Source organism: Desulfobaccales bacterium (assembly GCA_041648175.1).
In the GTDB taxonomy this organism is placed as follows: Bacteria; Desulfobacterota; Desulfobaccia; order Desulfobaccales; family 0-14-0-80-60-11; genus 0-14-0-80-60-11.
The window spans coordinates 63,458-81,675 of sequence record JBAZPO010000008.1 but is presented as its reverse complement, the minus strand read 5'-3'; the positions used below and the strand labels follow the sequence as shown (position 1 = coordinate 81,675).

General features: G+C 57.1%; 19 protein-coding genes. 6 read left to right on the top strand and 13 right to left on the bottom strand.

Translation table 11 applies throughout. The features are described from left to right. Positions 1-112: 112 nt before the first annotated feature. The 8 genes from WC600_09280 to WC600_09245 form a co-directional block, all read right to left on the bottom strand. Positions 113-1,141 (bottom strand): U32 family peptidase, encoded by a 1,029-nt coding sequence (locus tag WC600_09280; GenBank protein MFA4902925.1) that lies wholly within the window; start codon positions 1,139-1,141, stop codon positions 113-115. Between the two features lie 357 nt (positions 1,142-1,498). Then, positions 1,499-1,666 (bottom strand): hypothetical protein, encoded by a 168-nt coding sequence (locus tag WC600_09275; GenBank protein ID MFA4902924.1) that lies wholly within the window; start codon positions 1,664-1,666, stop codon positions 1,499-1,501. An 87-nt stretch (positions 1,667-1,753) separates the two neighbouring features. Continuing rightward, complete coding sequence (locus tag WC600_09270; protein MFA4902923.1) at positions 1,754-2,608, bottom strand: 2-oxoacid:ferredoxin oxidoreductase subunit beta; 855 nt, start codon at positions 2,606-2,608, stop codon at positions 1,754-1,756. Between the two features lie 8 nt (positions 2,609-2,616). Further along, positions 2,617-4,323, bottom strand: coding sequence for a 2-oxoacid:acceptor oxidoreductase subunit alpha (locus WC600_09265; protein ID MFA4902922.1), 1,707 nt, complete (start codon positions 4,321-4,323; stop codon positions 2,617-2,619). A gap of 527 nt (positions 4,324-4,850) precedes the next feature. Next, positions 4,851-6,026, bottom strand: coding sequence for a molecular chaperone DnaJ (dnaJ, locus tag WC600_09260; protein MFA4902921.1), 1,176 nt, complete (start codon positions 6,024-6,026; stop codon positions 4,851-4,853). 201 nt (positions 6,027-6,227) lie between these two features. Beyond that, the gene (locus WC600_09255) at positions 6,228-6,527 is read right to left on the bottom strand and encodes an MTH1187 family thiamine-binding protein (GenBank protein ID MFA4902920.1); all 300 of its coding nucleotides are present in this window, start codon (positions 6,525-6,527) and stop codon (positions 6,228-6,230) included. Positions 6,528-6,550: 23 nt separating this feature from the next. Beyond that, positions 6,551-6,901, bottom strand: coding sequence for a response regulator (locus WC600_09250; GenBank protein MFA4902919.1), 351 nt, complete (start codon positions 6,899-6,901; stop codon positions 6,551-6,553). An 897-nt stretch (positions 6,902-7,798) separates the two neighbouring features. Then, entirely contained in the window at positions 7,799-9,187 is a 1,389-nt protein-coding gene (locus WC600_09245; GenBank protein ID MFA4902918.1) for a replication-associated recombination protein A, read from the bottom strand. A 46-nt stretch (positions 9,188-9,233) separates the two neighbouring features. Here WC600_09245 and tatA point away from each other — a divergent pair, with 46 nt between their 5' ends. The 4 genes from tatA (at position 9,234) to WC600_09225 (ending at position 11,480) form a co-directional block, all read left to right on the top strand. Further along, positions 9,234-9,512, top strand: coding sequence for a twin-arginine translocase TatA/TatE family subunit (gene tatA, locus WC600_09240; GenBank protein MFA4902917.1), 279 nt, complete (start codon positions 9,234-9,236; stop codon positions 9,510-9,512). A 14-nt stretch (positions 9,513-9,526) separates the two neighbouring features. Next, positions 9,527-9,952, top strand: coding sequence for a zinc-ribbon domain-containing protein (locus tag WC600_09235; protein MFA4902916.1), 426 nt, complete (start codon positions 9,527-9,529; stop codon positions 9,950-9,952). Positions 9,953-9,955: 3 nt separating this feature from the next. Continuing rightward, positions 9,956-10,465 carry a GNAT family N-acetyltransferase gene (locus WC600_09230; protein MFA4902915.1) on the top strand — a complete coding sequence of 170 codons (510 nt, stop codon included), beginning with the start codon at positions 9,956-9,958 and terminating at the stop codon, positions 10,463-10,465. A 166-nt stretch (positions 10,466-10,631) separates the two neighbouring features. Next, positions 10,632-11,480 carry a hypothetical protein gene (locus WC600_09225; GenBank protein MFA4902914.1) on the top strand — a complete coding sequence of 283 codons (849 nt, stop codon included), beginning with the start codon at positions 10,632-10,634 and terminating at the stop codon, positions 11,478-11,480. 124 nt (positions 11,481-11,604) lie between these two features. On the opposite strand, the gene murI is transcribed toward WC600_09225, so the two are convergent. The 4 genes from murI to WC600_09205 all read right to left on the bottom strand — a co-directional run bounded on the left by murI (position 11,605) and on the right by WC600_09205 (position 14,660). Continuing rightward, positions 11,605-12,405 carry a glutamate racemase gene (murI, locus tag WC600_09220; protein ID MFA4902913.1) on the bottom strand — a complete coding sequence of 267 codons (801 nt, stop codon included), beginning with the start codon at positions 12,403-12,405 and terminating at the stop codon, positions 11,605-11,607. Positions 12,406-12,510: 105 nt separating this feature from the next. After that, the gene (locus WC600_09215; protein MFA4902912.1) at positions 12,511-13,305 is read right to left on the bottom strand and encodes an ABC transporter permease; all 795 of its coding nucleotides are present in this window, start codon (positions 13,303-13,305) and stop codon (positions 12,511-12,513) included. Beyond that, a complete protein-coding gene (locus WC600_09210; protein MFA4902911.1) occupies positions 13,289-14,227 on the bottom strand; it encodes an ABC transporter ATP-binding protein in 939 nt (312 codons plus the stop codon). The genes WC600_09215 and WC600_09210 overlap by 17 nt, the downstream gene beginning before the upstream one ends. Positions 14,228-14,246: 19 nt before the next feature. Next, the gene (locus WC600_09205) at positions 14,247-14,660 is read right to left on the bottom strand and encodes a DUF202 domain-containing protein (protein MFA4902910.1); all 414 of its coding nucleotides are present in this window, start codon (positions 14,658-14,660) and stop codon (positions 14,247-14,249) included. Between the two features lie 144 nt (positions 14,661-14,804). Here WC600_09205 and ruvB point away from each other — a divergent pair, with 144 nt between their 5' ends. Then, positions 14,805-15,836 (top strand): Holliday junction branch migration DNA helicase RuvB, encoded by a 1,032-nt coding sequence (gene ruvB, locus WC600_09200; GenBank protein MFA4902909.1) that lies wholly within the window; start codon positions 14,805-14,807, stop codon positions 15,834-15,836. 39 nt (positions 15,837-15,875) lie between these two features. On the opposite strand, the gene WC600_09195 is transcribed toward ruvB, so the two are convergent. Beyond that, a complete protein-coding gene (locus tag WC600_09195) occupies positions 15,876-16,091 on the bottom strand; it encodes a hypothetical protein (protein ID MFA4902908.1) in 216 nt (71 codons plus the stop codon). A gap of 212 nt (positions 16,092-16,303) precedes the next feature. Between WC600_09195 and ftsH the strand changes: the two genes are divergently transcribed. Then, positions 16,304-18,202 carry an ATP-dependent zinc metalloprotease FtsH gene (gene ftsH, locus WC600_09190; GenBank protein MFA4902907.1) on the top strand — a complete coding sequence of 633 codons (1,899 nt, stop codon included), beginning with the start codon at positions 16,304-16,306 and terminating at the stop codon, positions 18,200-18,202. Positions 18,203-18,218: the final 16 nt, after the last annotated feature.

The window sequence follows — 18,218 nt, the reverse complement described above, 5'->3', positions numbered from 1 at the left end:
ATTCCTTAAAGGGGAATACTTCATGCCCATAAAAAAGCCTGCCCTATTATAAGGCAGGCTTCTCGTGACAAGAAAGTAAATTTATTCGATCAATCAACAAAAATGATAGATTCTACAATCCCACGATATGGCGATGGAGTTCCTTGGTCTTTTCCATCCGGGCCTGATCCCGCTCAGACACCAGGGCCGCCAGCGTGTCCTGAATCCGCTGGTAAAAGGCACTGTTGATGTCTTCACCCCGGGCGTGCGCATCGATAAGCTGACGGTAACAGCCGATCATGCGGGAGATCATGGTAACTGCATACTCCCGGCCCTGGACCTTGATGGTGGCGATTCCCAGGTTCAGGTAGGCTTTCAATTCATCACCCAGGATCGCAAAAGCCACGTTAGGATGCTGCCGGACCCGTGCGTTGATGGCCTCGATCTTTTCCAGCGGTTGCCCGCGTTTGGACAAAACTTTCCGACGCTGCTCATCAGTGAGCAGGCAGATACGAAAACAGCTGCCGCTCCGGTCGGGCCAGCCTTCGTACTCCACGACCTCGTTGCCATCTTCATCCCGATAGACCTTCCGGATGTAAGAATCGGCGATAAGTTCGTGGAACATACAATTTCCGACCCCGCCGATACAGCGGTTGCCGTGAACCAAAATCTCGGTCTTGAGCCCCAGTTCATCGGCTTCCCGTTTGAACCGCGTCAGCTTGGCCGCGGTGTCGATTTCCGTGGAAGCCACTAATTGGGTGGCGCCGTAGGCCTTAAAGCGGGCCATCTCCTCCTGGGTCTGGATATTGCAACCCACGCTGGCGTGAATGACCAATTCCGGGATAAGCCGGTGTACTTCCTGCATCACCGCCGAGGTTTTCACAATCACCCCTTCGACGCCGAAGTGGGCGTACTTTTCGACCTTTTGCACCACCAGGGCTAATTTTTCCACCGGGATTTCCGCGTTCAAGGCAACCCGGATCTTCCCCTGGTAATCGTCGGCAATGCGAACCGCTTCCCCGATCTGGCTGTCTTCCAACTCCCAGGCGCACTTGCGGCGGCTGAAGCCTTTGGCCCCAACATACACGGCATTGGCGCCGCTCTTAAAAACCCCCTCCACCATTTCCAGGCTGCCGCCCGGAGCTAACAATTCATTTATCATGGTCTCACCACACCTCCCTGAGCCTGTGCCGCAAAAGGTACCTTGGCTCTGCGAACTTGCTTACGCCAGTGCCTGTGGTAACCCCCAGGAGTGGTGGGTTCCTGCCTCGCGCCTACTTACTGCCTGATTCCCGCTAGTTAGCGGGTTCGTCAAAAATCTGATGCTGAGGGTTCTCCTCTGAGTATATTCTATGCCCTATGCAAGTTTATTTCAATATGATTAGCAAAAAATTTATAAACCATATTCAAAAAAACGCGCTTATCCCGGAGTTATAAAGCGTAGCGTTTTGCAACATAACCCAGCCTTACCATCCCAAGGGTGCCAAAACCGCGCTGTCAGCCGCCGCAGCGGACATCTTTATCCCCGGAGATAGGCGATGGCCAGGGCGAAACAGAGGCCGATCTCGACGGCCCAGGTTAACGTGTAGATCAAAAGCTCCATCTTGGAGCCGTAGTCTTCCTCCAGCAAGATGCGATTGGGCTCTCTGAGGATATCCCAGGACCGAAGTTCTTTTTCTGCCGTCATTGTCATTTCCTTTTTAGAAGAAGTCTGCCAGAAGCTCCTTAAAGGACGCTTCTTCAAATTAAACTTTGACTTTTGCCAAGACACCTCTTAGAAAAAGTCAGAGAGAAGCTCCCTTACAGGACGCTCTGGTTGTTGTCGCGCTAAGGGGCCGGCCTTAAGCACCGGTTGCATCTCCTCCAGAGTGGGCCGGGGGTTACGATAAATCACCCCGATGGGGATGCGCTCCCCCCACTCCTTGGCCTTTTGATAGGCCCAGAGTTCATTCTCCGGGTCGTAGCCCGGTTCTTTCTCAACGTCATAAACCCGCTGTTGGTACCATTGGTAAGTATTGATCTTATTGAAAGTCACGCACGGCTGCAACACTTCCAGCAAGGCGAAGCCTTTGTGAGTCAAGGCCTGTTTATAGAGGCCAGTAAGGTGCTCTATTTTTCCGGCAAACCCCCGGCCCACCCAGGAGCAGTCCTGGGCCACCGCCAGAGCCAGGGCATGCAGCGGTGGGTAGGCCACCCCGTGGGGCTGCAGCAGAGTTTTATACCCCTGGTCGCTGGTGGGTGAGGCCTGCCCTTTGGTGAGGGCGTAAACTTGATTGTTGTGCACCACCAGGGTGAGGTCGGGGTTACGCCGCAGCGCGGCCAGAAGGTGATTGCCGCCTTCGCCGTAGCAGTCCCCGTCACCGGCCACGGCCACCACTTTCAGTTCATGATTGGTCAAGCGCACTCCCGTGGCCACGGGCAGGGTGCGGCCGTGAATGCCATTAAAGGTGTTGCACTTGAGATAGTGGGGAAATTTCCCCGACTGGCCGATACCCGAGACCACCACGAAAGCTTCCGGCCGGATTTCCAGCTCCGCCAGGGCATGCTTGAAGGCCTTGAGCATGCCGAAATTGCCGCAACCCGGGCACCAGGCCGACTCGATTCCCTGATAGAGGTCAATTGGCAACATGGCGCCTCCTAAGCTTCACCGGCCAGCCCCCGGAGAATATACTCCGGGGTAAACGGTGCCCCGTCATACTTGAGAACCAGGCGATCGGCGTTCATTCCCGTCTCCTGGCGCAGCAGCCGGTTGCACTGGCCGGTGGCGTTCATCTCCACCATCACCAGTTTTTTCGGGCGTCCCAGGGCGTGTGTTGCCCTTGCTGCCGGGAAGGGCCAGAGTTCGCTGAAATGGACCATGCGGGCCGGAGTCTTGTCGGCATTGAGCCGGGCCACGGCCTCGGCCACCGGCCCCAGGCTGGAGCCCCAGCAAGCCAGGGTCAAAGGGGCGTCAGCCGGGCCCATGGTAGTGATGCCGTCAAATTCCTGGACCAGCCCCTTAAGCTTGCGCAGGCGCTTGTCGTGCATCTTGATCCGCACCTGCAAGTCTTCGGTGAGGTGGCCATCCGGGGTGTGTTCATCGGAATCGGCCACCACCACGGGGCCGAAGCCGGGCAGGCGGCGGGGCGAGACCCCGCTGTCGGTATAGGCATAGCGGTCGTAGGGGCCTTTGACTTCGCCCATAGTCAAGGCTCGCTCGATCTTAACTTCGCTGGGAAAGTCTTGGGTCTCGCAGGTAAAATTGGTATCCGCGAAGTATTGGTCGGTAATGACGAATACCGGCAGTTGATAGCGGTCGGCCAGGTTGAAGGCTTTGGCCATCAAGGCGAATCCCTGGCCCGGGGTGCCCGGCGCCAGGATCACCCGAGGCGAGTCTCCCTGACTGGCATAGAGCACAAAACCGAGGTCACCCTGCTCGGTGCGGGTGGGTAGACCGGTGCTGGGGCCCGGGCGCTGGGCTTCCACGATGACCAGGGGGGTCTCGGAGCACGAGGCCAGGCCCAGGGCTTCCACCATGAGGGCAAAGCCGCCACCGGAGGAGCCGGTCATAGCCCGGACGCCCGCATAAGAGGCGCCGAGGGCCATATTGATGGCGGCGATCTCGTCTTCCGCCTGTTCCACCACTACCCCCCATTTTTCGGCCCGGCTCCCCACGGCGTTCAAAACGCTGCTCCAGGGAGTCATGGGGTAGCCGCTGACAAATTGCAAGCCCGCGGCCAGAGCTCCCACCGCGATGGCTTCATGGCCGCTGATCAAAAGCCGGGGCTGAGCAGGGGCCTTGATCCCCGCCAGGGAATGGTGATTGCCTACTGCCGCGGCCTGCTTGTGGCCCTGAGCGGCAGCCTGGCGGTTCCACGCCACAACGTCAGCGCCCTTGTCCTTAAAGGTCTCCTGCACCATGGCCAGAAAGGGGTCCAAAGGCAGCTTGAGGAGACCCAGGATGGCCCCGGAGGCGCCGGCGTTGATGGCCACTTCTGCGGCCTTGGTGTCGGGCAAAAGCTCGCCAGCCTTCAGGGGGAGGCTCCCCACTCCCTGGGGCAAGTCCTTGACCACCGAAGCGTCGTAGACGATCATGCCTCCGGGCGCCAGCTCGTCTTGGTGGAGGGACACGGTTTCCTGGTTCAGGGCCACTAAAAGATCGATGCCCTCCCGGGAGGACACCAAAGGCTGATCGGATATGCGGATGCGGTTGAAGAGGTGGCCGCCCCGAACGCGGGACTGATAGTCCTGGACGTAGAGGACGTGGCAGCCTTGCCGCACCATGATCCTGGCCAGGAGGCCCGTAATGGTATGGACTCCCTGGCCCGCGGCGCCGCCGATCACAAGGTTGAGATCAATGGCCATAGCATTGCCCTTCCCGGCACATACCGGTCTGATTGTGAATAATTACTCAAGTAGCGTCCCTTGTCAATATAAATAGTCGACGTCAGGAACGAAGGGGATGGGCGAATCCGCACCTTTATAGCGCTTGCCAAAAGTTTTTTCCTCTAATTCTCCTCTCCCCTTGTGGGAGAGGGTAGGGTGAGGGGATAATCAGAAAAAACTTTTGAGGCTTCTTGCAAAAAGCCTTTTGTCATCCTGAGCGGAGCGAAGGATCTCGCATTTTCCTCTCCTTTTTGAGATTCTTCGGTCGCTTCGCTCCCTCAGAATGACAAGCAAAGAGACTTTTGCAAGAGGCTCTTTTGGCAATGAGTATAGGGCTCCGGCGGCGCAATATTTTTTAAATAATCACGCCGACGAAGCAAGGCAAGGGGAAGGCTGGTTCAGGTTTGATTGCCCTTAAGATGCCGGATCACCACCAGAGCCGAGGAAATCAACTCTTGGGGCGGAGGGATATGCAGGGCGCTGCCACAAAGGCAGCGCCTTTAAACTCATTTCTTTTGGTCTTTATGGTCGTGGCCCAAGTCGGTGAAGGTATGCCAAAGTTTTTTCAGCAGCCCTTCGTCTTCGTCATGAGCCTCGCCCTCTCCCAGAGGGGCCTGGGACTCGGGCTCTTCCTTGGCCAGTTCATCCAACAGATGCTGCTGCCGGGCGCTCAGTTTCCGGGGGATGACTACCCTGACCTCAACCAACAGATCACCTTTGCGCTGGCCTTTGGGGTAAGGGACCCCTTCGCCTTTGAGCCGGATCACTTCTCCGGGTTGGGTGCCCGGCGGGATGACAAGTTCGTGGGAGCTTTGCAAGGTGGGGATGGTCAAGCGAGTCCCCAGGGCCGCCTGGACGAAGGACACCGGGACCGTGAGGTGCAAGTCGTTACCTTGGCGCTCAAAAAATTCATGCGGCTTAACATGCATGACGATATATAGATCCCCGGAGGGGCCGCCGTGCACGCCGCCGTTGCCTTCGCCGGGCATGACCAGGTGGGTGCCGCTGTCCATGCCGGGGGGGATTTTTACTTTGAGCTTTTTCTTTTCCCGGAGACGACCTTCGCCGTGGCAGTCGGGGCAGGCTTCGGCCACAAATTCCTTCATACCCTGGCAGCGGGGACAGGTGGTGGTGATCTGAAAGATGCCGTGGCTGCGAGAGACCACTCCCCGGCCACCGCATTGGGGGCAAGGGGTCCGCTTGGTTCCGGGTTTGGCGCCGCTGCCGCTGCAAGTACGGCACGTGATCACCCGGGGCACCTCCACAGTCACCTCGGTGCCTAAAGCCGCATCCAGGAAATCCAGGGTCAGATCGTAGCGCAGGTCATTGCCCTGCTGGGGCCGAGGCCCGCCCCCGCCAAAACCGCCTCCGAACCCGAAGACGTCCCCGAAGATATCGCTGAAGGAGCTGAAGATGTCGGAAAAATCCCGGAAGCCTGTAAACCCGGTAGAGGACAGGCCCTCGTGGCCGTAAGTGTCGTAGAGGCGTCGCTTTTCAGGGTCATGCAGGACTTCGTAGGCCTCGGCGGCCTCCTTGAACTTATCCTCAGCGGTTTTGTTGCCGGGATTGCGGTCGGGGTGGAATTTAAGGGCTACCTGACGGTATTTTTTCTTGATCTCGTCAACGCCGGCGTCCCGGGATACTCCCAGGACCTGATAATAATCCTTTTTCTGGTTTGCCATATCCTTTTACGAAAGTAGCACAGGCTTTCCAGCCTGTGCCAGGTTTAGGGTGCGCCCCGCGCACCGTCAAACAAGGTGGTTCCCAAGCAAGAGCTTTGGGAACCAGGATTCCATCCGGTGGCACAGGTTTTCAACCTGTGCTTGGGGTAGGGTGCTTCTGCCTGTGTCTGCACAGGATAAAAACCTGTGCCACCATCTATTTTATTTAAGTCTTGCCTTTACCGATTTTATTTTGTCGCCCAAATGGACGTCTTTGTCCCGGCGATCATCAATGGTGATATGTGTCACCACCCGGTTGACACCCCGCTCAAAGGGCAGTTCGTGCAGGACCTGGGCCACCTTGAGCAACCGGGCCGCGTGGCCGTGGATCAAGGTGCCCATGTCCGTAAGTTCATGGGGAATACCCTCGGCTTGGAGGTATTTGATCACCTGGGCGACGAAATCGCCCACACTGGTGTCCCCCAGTCCCAAAGGGACCACGCTAATCTCCATAATCGCCATGCTGACCTCCGGAAAGGCGGTACTTAGGCGGGCAGAAAACGCCGCACCGCCGCCTTGAGACGGTCCAGATTAGGGGATTTTATCACATAATCATCGGCGCCCCAACTGGAAAGATCGTGAGGAGGAGGGAAAAAGGAATAGATTATCACCCGAGTCTTACGGTTGCTGCCTTTGATCAGGCGTCCGGCCTCCAACCCGGACATATCCGGCAGCGTCGTTTCCAGGATGACCATGTCGGGCTGGAAGGTTTCCGCCAGGCGCACCACATCGTCAGCTCTCCCGGTCACCTTCACTTCATAGCCCTCATCCTGCAATTCCTCTAGACACAACTGCTGGATGTGAGGTTCGCTGTCGGCAAATAATATGCGGGACATGGCACCTGCACCCTCCTTGGGCAGATGGTGCTCCCCCAGTAACGGTTTGTTTAAATTATAAGCACTCCCGGCGCCAAAGTCCAATAGGATCCGGTTTATTTTCCTTTTTTTAATTAATTTTATCTGAACCAGGACTGAACCCTTAGGAGGTTTTTAACTATCTTGTACTCTTATTTATTATAAATTAATTGACTTTAGATATATGGCAATATATTTTATTGTAAACAATTTTCTCAATACGCCGCCGATTGCGGTGCCGCTAAATTTTCACTTTTGCGGGTGCAAAATTATAAATATAGCATTTGCCAAAAGTTTTTTCCTCTAATTCTCCTCTCCCCTTGTGGGAGAGGGTAGGGTGAGGGGTTAATAAGAAAAAACTTTTGAGGTTCTTGCAAAAAGCCGTTTTGTCATCCTGAGCGAAGCGAAGGATCTCGTATTTTCAGCCACTTATGAGATTCTTCGGTCGCTTCGCTCCCTCAGAATGACAGGCAGGGAGATATTTGCAAGAACCTCTTTTGGCAATGAGTATAACTGCCGTAAGAAGGTTGCCCAGGCGTCCCGCCTGGGCCATGTCTGGTGCGCAGTGCGCACTACATGGTATCTCTACCTCGTTTGAGCGCAGGCGAGGGCGCCTGCGCTACCCTTAGGCTCGTTCCCAAGCTGGGCTTGGGAACGCCTTAACCACGGAGGCCGTGGTCATTCCGGTGCCGCCCGGCCTGGTGCTGTTGGGCTCGGGGCTGGTGGGGCTGGTGGTGATGCGGGGCCGGAAGCGGGTATCCGCCGGTTAATACTGTTTTTAGTTTTTCGTTGGCCTTGGTGGCACAGGCGTCTCGCCTGTGCAGGAAGTAAGGTGCGCAGTGCGCACCTTACATGGCGGGCACGGAGGCCCGCCACCTACTACCCCTGATCTTTTTCCCCTCCTTCGCTTTCATCCCTGGTAATATTCGAGCCTTGGGGCCGTAAAGTCCGCCAGCGTGCAGATAATTCCGGCTCCCGGCCTTCTGTTCCCGGTTCATAAAAACTCGCGCCGGCCAAATTCTCGGGGAGATACTCCTGCTCCACCCAGTGACCGGGAAAATCGTGGGGATAAAGATACCCCTGACCATGCCCCAATCCCTTCCGATCCCGGTGGGCGTCTTGTAGAGGCGTGGGCACCTGGGTGGCGCCTCTGTCCTCCAGGGCGGCCTTGGCCTTAAAGTAGGCCTGAGCGGAGTTGCTCTTGGGGGACAGACACAGGTAAATCGTGGCCTGAGCCAGGTGGTACTGGCCTTCCGGCAGGCCCACCCATTCCAGGGCACGGGACGCGGCGGCGGTGTGCACCAGAGCGTTGGGGTCAGCCAGGCCGATGTCTTCGGAAGCCAGGATCAAAAGCCGCCGCATAATGAAGCGGGGGTCCTCTCCGGCGGCCAGCATCCGGACCAGCCAGTAGAGGGCCGCGTCCACATCCGACCCCCTGACGCTCTTGATGAAAGCGCTCACGGTATCATAGTGGGCATCACCCTGCCGGTCGTAAATCAGGTCCCGCCGGGGCATGCACTCTTTGGCTGCGGCGAGGTCCACCCGGATAACGCCCCCTTGATCGGGATCGGTGCTCAACACGGCCAGTTCCAGGGCAGTGAGCGCTCGCCGGGCGTCCCCTCCGGCCATCTCTGCCAGGTAGTCCAGGGCCTCAGCGGTGACCTCAGCTTTATGGGTCCCCAAACCCCGGTCTTTATCCTTAAGGGCCCGCTTTAGGATAGTGAGGACGTCGGCCTTGGTGAGGGGCTCGAAGATGAAGATTTTGGCCCGGGAGAGGAGCGCCCCGATAATCTCGAAGTAGGGATTTTCCGTCGTGGCCCCGATCAGGGTGATCAGCCCTTCCTCCACGTGGGGCAGGAGGGCATCCTGCTGGGCCTTGTTGAAGCGGTGAATCTCATCGATAAGGACCACGGTGCGCCGCCCCTGGCCCTGGTAGCGCTTCGCCTCCTCTACCACGCGTCGAATGTCCGCCACCCCGGACATCACCGCGCTCAGGCTGGCAAAGTGGCAGCTAAGGGTTGCAGCCATGACCCGGGCCAGGGTGGTTTTGCCGCTCCCCGGGGGACCCCAGAAGATCATGGAGGCAAAAAGCCGGCCGGCCTTGAGGGATCGCCACAACAGGCGTCCGGGGCCCACCAAATGGGCCTGGCCCACGAATTCGGCCAGGGTTCGAGGGCGCATCTGGGCGGCCAGAGGCTGTGGCGGTGTAAAGAGCGATGGGTTTTTGTCCATAACGGAGTTGCTCTCCCCCCCTTGCGGTTCTTTCATTTTTTTCTTATATTAATATTAAATCCTTAGCAACCAGAGGCGCCACATGTTTGGTTACAATATCACCACGTTAATCATCATCCTGGCCATCGCCCTGTTGCTCTTCGGGCCCCGGCGCCTGCCGGAGCTGGGAGACAGTATTGGCAAGGCCATTCGGAGCTTTAAAAAGGCTCATGAAGACCCTGACAGCGTCGCGTCTCCGATTGAGATTCCCCCCAGCAATGCCGCTGCCTCCAAGCATTTCACCTGCCCCCAATGTCAAAAGGATTATACCGGGGACGTGAAATTCTGCCCTAATTGTGGACAGCCGATTGCGAAAGTCTGATCGCGGGTGCAGGCATGTTTGGGATTGACTTCGAGACGCTGATCATCCTCGTAATTCTGGCGTTTATCCTCTTTGGCCCTGAAAAACTGCCCGAGTACGCTGCAACCCTGGGCAGGTTCGTGGCCAAGATGCGCCAGGCCGGTTCGGAGGTGACCCGCCAGTATTCCAATCCCTTCCAGTATCCCCCGGAGCCCACCCTGCCGCCACCCCAAGAGTCCACCTGTCCGAACTGCCAGCAAAAAGTGGGCCTGGGGTTTACTTTCTGCCCCAAATGCGGCCAGCGCCTCAAAGAAAAACACTATCCGCCGGCGGCCCAGGAGTCCACCTGTCCATACTGCCAGAAAAAAATGGCCCTTGAGTCCACCTTCTGCCCCGAATGTGGCCACCGCCTCAAAGAAGACCACTACCCCCCGCCACCGCAGCAGCCCCAAGCGTCCTGACCTATGATCCGGCCGCTTCAGCACGACGAAATTGACGCCGCCCTGGCGATCATCAACCAGGCTGCCCAGAAATATAAAGGGGTAATCCCGGCGGATTGCTGGCAGGAGCCCTACATGCCCGAAGAGGAACTGCGGGCCGAGATCGCCGCGGGGGTTGACTTTTCCGGCTACGAGGGCGAAGAGGGCCTTTTAGGGGTGATGGGGCGCCAGGACTTGGGGGAAGTGACCCTCATCCGCCACGCCTATGTATCCCCCGGGGCCCAACGCCGGGGGCTGGGGGCGCGCCTGTTGACCCATCTTATGGATCATATCCCGGGACCGATCCTGGTGGGCACCTGGGCCGCGGCCTGGTGGGCCATCCGCTTCTATGAAAAGCATGGCTTTAAGCTGGTCACGCCCGTGACCAAGGACCGTCTGCTCCGCACCTATTGGACCATCTCGCCCCGTCAGGTGGAAACCTCGGTAGTCCTGGCGGACCCCAAGTGGCTCGCCTTACGATCTTCTCCCTGTTAACTCCCGGTTTTTCTGTAACAAGATATTTAATAATCTAATTTGCTCAATGCTTATTTATAATAAAATATTTATCTTAGAATATAATTCTTTACAATATAATATCAATGACTAATTTATTGTCACGACTCTTATGCAAATCCAAACTTCAAAGAAAGGAGGAGTGACGATGCGTAGACTTGCCATATGTGTTATGGCCCTTTTGCTGGTTGGAGGTCTTGCGGCCTCTGCTGTGGCCGGCTCCGTTTTCCTCACCGGACACGACCCTGATTTCCATGCCTTGTTGGGAGGCAATGCCGTGGGGGCCCAGCACATCAATCAAACGGCTATTAATTTTGTCATGGACCCGGCCTTTAACTCCTTTGTCGCGGCTGGGGCCACTAAATTCCTCTTTGTGGAATCGCAGATTTCCCCTCCTGCCGGGCACGTCGACGGCATCAATGGAATCATCGCCAGCGGCTACACCTTAGGGGTCAACTTCGATCTGGCCACGGCTGCTACTTTGAATACCGCCCTGAATTCTTTGGGATCCACCTATGGCGCCATCGTGGTGGCCTCCGATTTCGGCGGTATTCTGACTCAGGCCGAACTCGATATTCTGAACAACCGGAAGGGTGACATCATCAATTTCCTGAATAACGGTGGCGGCCTTTACGCCATGGCCGAGAGCAACAGCGGCGCGGGACTCACCCCCGATGATACTTTTTTTGGCTATCTCCCCTTTGTGGTCTCCAGCGCCCAGAAAAATGAAAGCGAGATTGGCAATACCGTTACTCCGTTCGGCGCCAGCCTCGGCTTAACGGATGCTGACGTGAACGGCAATGCCTCGCACAATATCTTCGCTGGAACCTTCGGTTTCTTAGATGTCGTCGATTTCGATTCCAGCGGGGACATTCTCTCCCTGGCCGGGAGACCGGCCATCATTCCCATTCCCATACCATCAAGCGTGCTGCTTTTAGGCACCGGGTTACTCAATTTTCTGGGACTGGGATATTTGAGACGGCGGCAAAAAGGATAATTTCACGGACCAATCAGGTTAGCTGATAAAACGCCCCAGCTTCGGTGTAGGGGCGTTTTCTGTTATAACAGTTCATTTACCCTGTGATGCCGGTGACTTGCGCGGGCCTGACTTACTGCAGCTTTTATAATTCCACGACTTCAGAACTCAGAGGGTGGCCCATAAACAGGCTGGCCAACTGCGCAAAACGCGGGGTAAGGTCGGTGGTGAGGTAACGGCGGTTTCCGCCCCGGCTCAGGCGGCTCTCCATATCGGGATGGCGCTTGAGGTAATCTACCAGCTTGGCCGCAGTTACCTGGCCGGAGCAGATCAGGTCGTGGCCGTTGCCCAGGATGGCTCGAATCTGGTCTTTGAGGATGGAGTAGTGGGTGCAGCCCAGGATGAGGGTGTCCACCCGGTCTTTAAAGGGGGCCAGGTAGCGGCGCAGGATCAGGGTGGTGCCTTCCCAGTCCTGCTCCCCGGACTCGATGATGGGGACCAGGAGCGGACAGGCCTGCTGCACGACCGAAACTTCCGGGTCCAGCTTTTTCAGCTCCAATTCAAAGGACTGAGAGATCACCGTGCCTTCGGTGGCGATGACTCCGATGCGCTTTACCCGGGTGCGGGCCACAGCCTCCTCCACCGTGGGGATCAACACCCCCAGGACCCGGAGGCCGGGGTAATGAGCCGGCAGAAAGACCTGCTGGATGCGGCGCAAGGCCCGGGCTGAAGCGGTGTGGCAGGCCAGGACGATGAGGCGGCAGCCCTGCCGGAAGAGATAATCCACCGCCTGTTCGGTGAAACGGATCACCACGCGGTCGGACCGGGTGCCGTAAGGGATGCGGGCATTGTCCCCCAGGTAAAGATAGTCATAATCCGGCAGGACCTTCAAGAATTCCCGCAAGACCACCAGCCCGCCGAAGCCTGAATCAAAGACGCCGATCATGTAAAATACCGTTTTTAGTTTTTGGTTTTCAATTAAAAGGACAGATTATGACTATACTGTAGAGGCGGGTTTGAAACCCGCCCCTACCACATTCTGTTTCCGCATTTAATCCGACAAGCGCAGCAAGGTGCCCCGTTTGTAGGCGGAGCGCAAGGTCAGAGAAACCAGGCCGTAACTGAGGAAAAGGTATATCACACTTTGGCCGAAACCGTAAAGCAGGGGGTGGGGAGAGGCCGCGGGGAAGCCATAGAAGTGGCGGAAATAATCGAGAAAATAGGTCAGAGGAATGAATTGCGCCAGGACCTGAACACTCTCGGGCAGCACGCTGATGGGATAATAGAGGCCACACAACAGCAGCATGAGGTAAGAAAAGGCCCATGCCGCGACTTCGGCCCGCTGGCCAAAGCGCAGCACCAGCGCCAGGACCAGCGCCCCGATGATGGCGGCGTTGAGGAACATGCCCAAAAGGAACCACAGCAAGCCGTCCAGGCCCGGCCGCGTCAGGTCCATGTCGAAAAAATAGACGCTTAATAATCCCATAACCGCAAAGACCAGAAAACCCCGGATCAACCCCACCAGACCCGAACCGATAAGGATATGAGACAGGCGCACCGGCGCAATGAATTCATGTTTCAGGCTCTTGGACCAGACGGAATACAACAAGGCGTAAGACAGGTCCAGTTGGGCGATCTGGACGGTGTTCATGGTCACCGCGCCGATGAGGATAAAGGAGACCGTTTCGGCCTCTAGGTTGAGAAACCGGGTCAGCAAACCCACGGAAAAGATGCCGATGAGCGGCCAGAAGAGCATCTCAAGCATGGCAAAAACATTGCGCCGGTTCACCAACGAACTGCGGACGCTGAAACCCCAGATTTTATAAAGGTTAATGCGTAATCTCACGATAAATTTCTTCCAGGTCCACGGGCTTGACCTTCATTTGGGCCAGTTTCTTGCCGGTCTGGAATATGGCTTCCAGGATGACGGGCAGCCGGTCGTCCGCCCGGTCCAGGACCAGTTCCACCCGGGAGTCCTCTACGCGGTGATTCAGTACCCCGGGGAGCCGGCCATAATCTAAGGGCGCGGGGGAATCCTTAAACCGCAGGCTCAGGTGGTCTCCAAGTCCCAGGCGCCTTTGCAACTCCGGGATGCGGCCTCCGGTCACCAGCCGGCCTTGCTTCAAAAAGGCCACTTCGGTGCAGAGCATCTCGGCTTCCCGCAAATTGTGGGTGCTCAGGAGCATAGTGACCCCGGTCTCCCGGTTGAGGCGGAGAATTTCCTCCCGGATATGCTGCGCCATCTCCTGGTCCAGGCCGGAGGTAGGTTCATCCAGGAAGAGCAATTCGGGGTCGTTGATCAGGGCCTTGGCCAGGGCAAGACGCTGCTTGAGGCCGGTGGAGAGGCGCTCAAAGGTGGTGGTGCGGTATTCCGCCAGCCCGAACAGGTCCAGGAGGCTTTCCACCTTGTTCATCAAGGCCCGGCCTCCCAGTCCATAGAGGCGGCCGTAGAACCTCAGATTGTCCTCCACCGTCATGCACCAGAGGAAATGAGCCCCGCTGGCCGCCAGGTTGATGCGTTCCTTGAGCCGCGCGGCATCCTTAACCACATCCAGACCCAAGACTTGCGCCTGGCCGGTATCCGGCAGGAGCAGGGTGGCCAGGATGGAAATCAGGGTGGTCTTTCCCGCGCCGTTGGGGCCTAATACCCCAAAGATGGCCCCGGAGGCGACCTGAAGGTCAATCTCCTGGAGCACCTGTTTGGGCGGCTTCCAAAAACCGGTGCGGAAGGCCTTGCCGATGCCCTGTGCGGATATTGCGAATTGCATAATCAAAGAGGGGAAGCCATTAAATACTGTGGATCATATAAAGAACCAGGAAGATCCCAATTGCCAGCATTCCCATAGTCACCATTATGTCAAGCAGTAATGAGGGTTGATAGGTATCGTCGTCGATTTCTCGTTCGACTTTTTTATATCTCACAAATGATAATGCGCCCATCAACGCACCCATTGCCACCAAGATTATGCCAAAAATTGAGGAATATCCTAAGGAGGAATGAGGCGGAACTTCAGGAAAATGGTCCTTCCCCAAGAAATAGGCTATCTTATCGATAAATAAGGCAAACTTTTCGACCACAAAACCAAACGCCATAATGCCAATACTGGTTCTGATCCAGGCGAGAAAGGTCCTTTCATTGGCCATGTGAATCTGGAGATTCCCAAGTCTTCCGGTTTTTTTAGGTTCCGTTGCTTCTGCCATGCAGCGCCCTTTCTCGCTTATTTGCCGTAATTGATGCGTAAATGCAGTCTATCAAACCTTTGGCTTCAGGGCCAAGGTTTTCCGGCAGAACCGCGGACCGGCCCGGCTTGCAAATATGCTGATGCTAAGGTACATTAGCCGCATATGACCCAGGAAGAACGCATCGTCAATCCCCGGCTCCAGGCGGATGATCTGGGGCTGGAGGCGGGGCTGCGGCCCCAGACTCTGGCCGACTTCGTGGGCCAGGAGGAACTGCGGCGCAACCTGGAGATCGCCCTGGCCGCAGCCCTGGCCCGGGGCGAGGCGGTGGACCACATCCTGGTGCACGGCCCACCGGGGCTGGGAAAGACCACCCTGGCTTACATCATCGCCCACGAGATGGGCGGCGGCATCAAGACCACGTCGGGACCGGTGGTGGAGCGGGCCGGGGACCTGGCGGCCCTGCTCACCAATCTGGCCCCCAAAGACGTTCTGTTTATCGACGAAATCCACCGCCTGCCCACCGTAGTTGAGGAAATCCTCTATCCGGCCATGGAAGACTTCCGTCTGGACCTCATTATCGGCCAAGGGCCCGGGGCCCGTTCCCTGAAGCTGGAGTTGCCCCATTTCACCCTGGTGGGGGCCACCACCAGGGCTGGCCTGCTCACCCCGGCCCTGCGGGACCGCTTCGGCCTGATGCTCCGGGTGGATTTTTACCGGGTGGAAGAGCTGGTCCAAATCACCCTGCGGGCCGCCCAGGTGCTGGGTATAGAGATCGATGCCGATGGGGCGCAAGAGATCTCCCGGCGCTCCCGAGGCACGCCCCGTATTGCCAACCGGCTCTTGAAACGGGTGCGGGATTACGCCCAGGTTAAGAGCGACGGCCGCATCAACCGGGAAATGGCGGATGCCGCTCTCACCCTGCTGGATGTGGACCAACTGGGGTTTGACCGCATGGACCGCCAGATTCTCCTCACCATCCTGGAGAATTATGACGGTGGTCCGGTGGGGCTGGGCACCCTGGCCGCGGCCCTGTGTGAAGAAGAAGACACCCTGGAAGACGTTTATGAACCCTACCTGATGCAGTGCGGCTTCTTGCAGCGCACCCCCCGGGGCCGCATGGCCACCAACCGGGCCGCGGAGTATTTCGCCAAGCTGCCCCGGAGAGGGTCTCACCCCACCTTATTTGACCGCTAAACGCCGGAGTTAAGGCTGTCCGGCGAGTGCGGGTCATCATCAAGCTCGCAGCAGCTTTAACGCCGCCTCCAACGGTTCCAGCACCTGATAGATCGGTTCGCACGCTAGACAATTCACGACATTATCCCGCCCCCGCGAAACAAACACGGTTTCCCGGGTCCCCTCACATTGGCAATTTTTGGCGGCCCGGTGGAGTTCTTCCACCAGCTTGGGGAGGGGAAGATTGTCGATATCCAAGTTCTTTAATCCTTCCATAGTAACTCCTTGATGGGTAAATTTTTGGCTCAGGTTTTATTAAATCTGCATAGTCATTAGTAGGGGCAGGTTTGAAACCTGCCCCGACCTATTCATACGTTAGGAAGCGCCGCGCCCATCCGCAAGCCCCAAAGAAGAGCCTAGTTGCTTATCCCCCCCTAATCATTATATTATGGCAAAGAAATCCCCGATATGAGAGTTATGAGGTAATTATGGCCGCAAACCCGCCTTCCACCCCAAGCCGCACAATCATCTGGTATGTGCTGGGCATGCTGGTGCTGCTGCTGATAGTCCAATATTACAGCGTCGCCAAGCAGTCGGTGGAGATCAGTTACAGTGAATTTCGCCATCTGGTGGAAACCAATGGGGTCGATGATCTGGCCATCAGCACCGATACCATTACTGGCAGCCTGCTCCCCAAAGGTATCGAAGACCTGGCGAAGGAGAGGAAAAAACCCGACCTGCCCCAGACCCTGGAAAAAAAGTTCGAGAAGAAACCCCCGGCCTTCGCCACCGTCAGGATGGCAGACCCTGACTTGGTGAAGCTCTTGGAAAAGAACAGCATTAAGTACCGAGCCATCCAGGAAAATACCTGGCTCAGTTCCCTCATTTCCTGGGTGCTGCCCTTCGCGCTGTTAATCGGCATCTGGATGTATTTTTTCCGGAAGATCGGCAGCGGCACTGGCGGCCTCATGACTGTGGGCAAGAGCAAGGCCAAGGTTTACGTCCAGGACGAAACCAAGGTCACTTTCCAGGATGTGGCCGGCGTGGAAGAAGCCGAAGAGGAACTGAAGGAAATCATTGAATTTTTACAAAATCCCGCCAAATTCCAAGTCTTGGGCGGGAACCTGCCCAAGGGCGTTCTGTTGGTGGGTCCCCCAGGAACCGGGAAAACCCTATTAGCCCGGGCTGTGGCCGGAGAGGCCGGCGTGCCTTTTATGAGCCTGTCCGGCTCCGATTTTGTGGAAATGTTCGTGGGGGTGGGCGCGGCCCGGGTGCGGGATCTCTTTGCCACGGCCCAGGAAAAGGCGCCATGCATTATCTTCATCGACGAACTGGATGCTATCGGTAAGGCTCGGGGCTTTTCTCCCATGGGAGGCCCGGAAGAACGGGAAAATACGTTGAACCAGATGCTGTCCGAAATGGACGGGTTCGACACCCGCAAAGGTGTGATCATCATGGCCGCCACCAACCGGCCCGAGATTTTAGACCCTGCTCTGATCCGGCCCGGGCGCTTTGACCGCCACATCCTGGTAGATCGGCCCTCGCTGAAGGGCCGGGAAGATATTTTGAAGATTCACACCCGGACCATCAAGGTTTCCCCGGATGTCGACCTCCATACCCTGGCAGCTCGCACGCCCGGTATGGTAGGCTCCGATTTGGCCAACATCGTCAATGAAGCGGCTCTGCTGGCGGCCCGGAAAAACAAGACTGCCGTGGAGATGGACGACTTCGAAGAGGCCATCGACCGGGTGGTGGCGGGGCTGGAGAAACGCAACCGGGTCATGAATCCCAAAGAAAAGGAGATTGTGGCCTATCACGAGACCGGGCATGCCCTGGTGGCCGAAGCTCTGCCCACCACCGACAAAGTGCACCGGGTCTCCATCATTCCCCGGGGTATCGGCGCGCTGGGGTATACCATGCAACTGCCCACCGAAGACCGCTATTTGATGACCAAAACCGAACTGGAAGACCGCATGGCCGTGATGATGGGAGGCCGGGTGGCGGAAGAGTTGACCTTCAACGAGATTTCCACGGGAGCCCAGAACGATCTGTACCGGGCCACGGATATCGCTCGCTCCATGATTCGGGAGTATGGCATGAGCGAAAAACTCGGTCCCATCACCTTTGAGCGGGAAAGGCGCCCCCTGTTCCTGGAAGCCATGATGCCCCCCGGTTCCAAGGATTACAGCGAAACCACGGCCCAGGAGATCGACCAAGAGGTGGCGGCGCTGGTGAACCGGGCCCATCAGCGGGCCAGGGAAGTCTTGGAAAATGAGCGCCCTATCCTGGAGAAGGCCGCTAAAATCCTCCTGGAAAAGGAGGTTCTGGAAGGCGAGGAATTACGGGAGATTTTGAATAACGCCAAGGTTCAGGAGCAGCCTGCTTGATAAAGTTGAGTAGGTC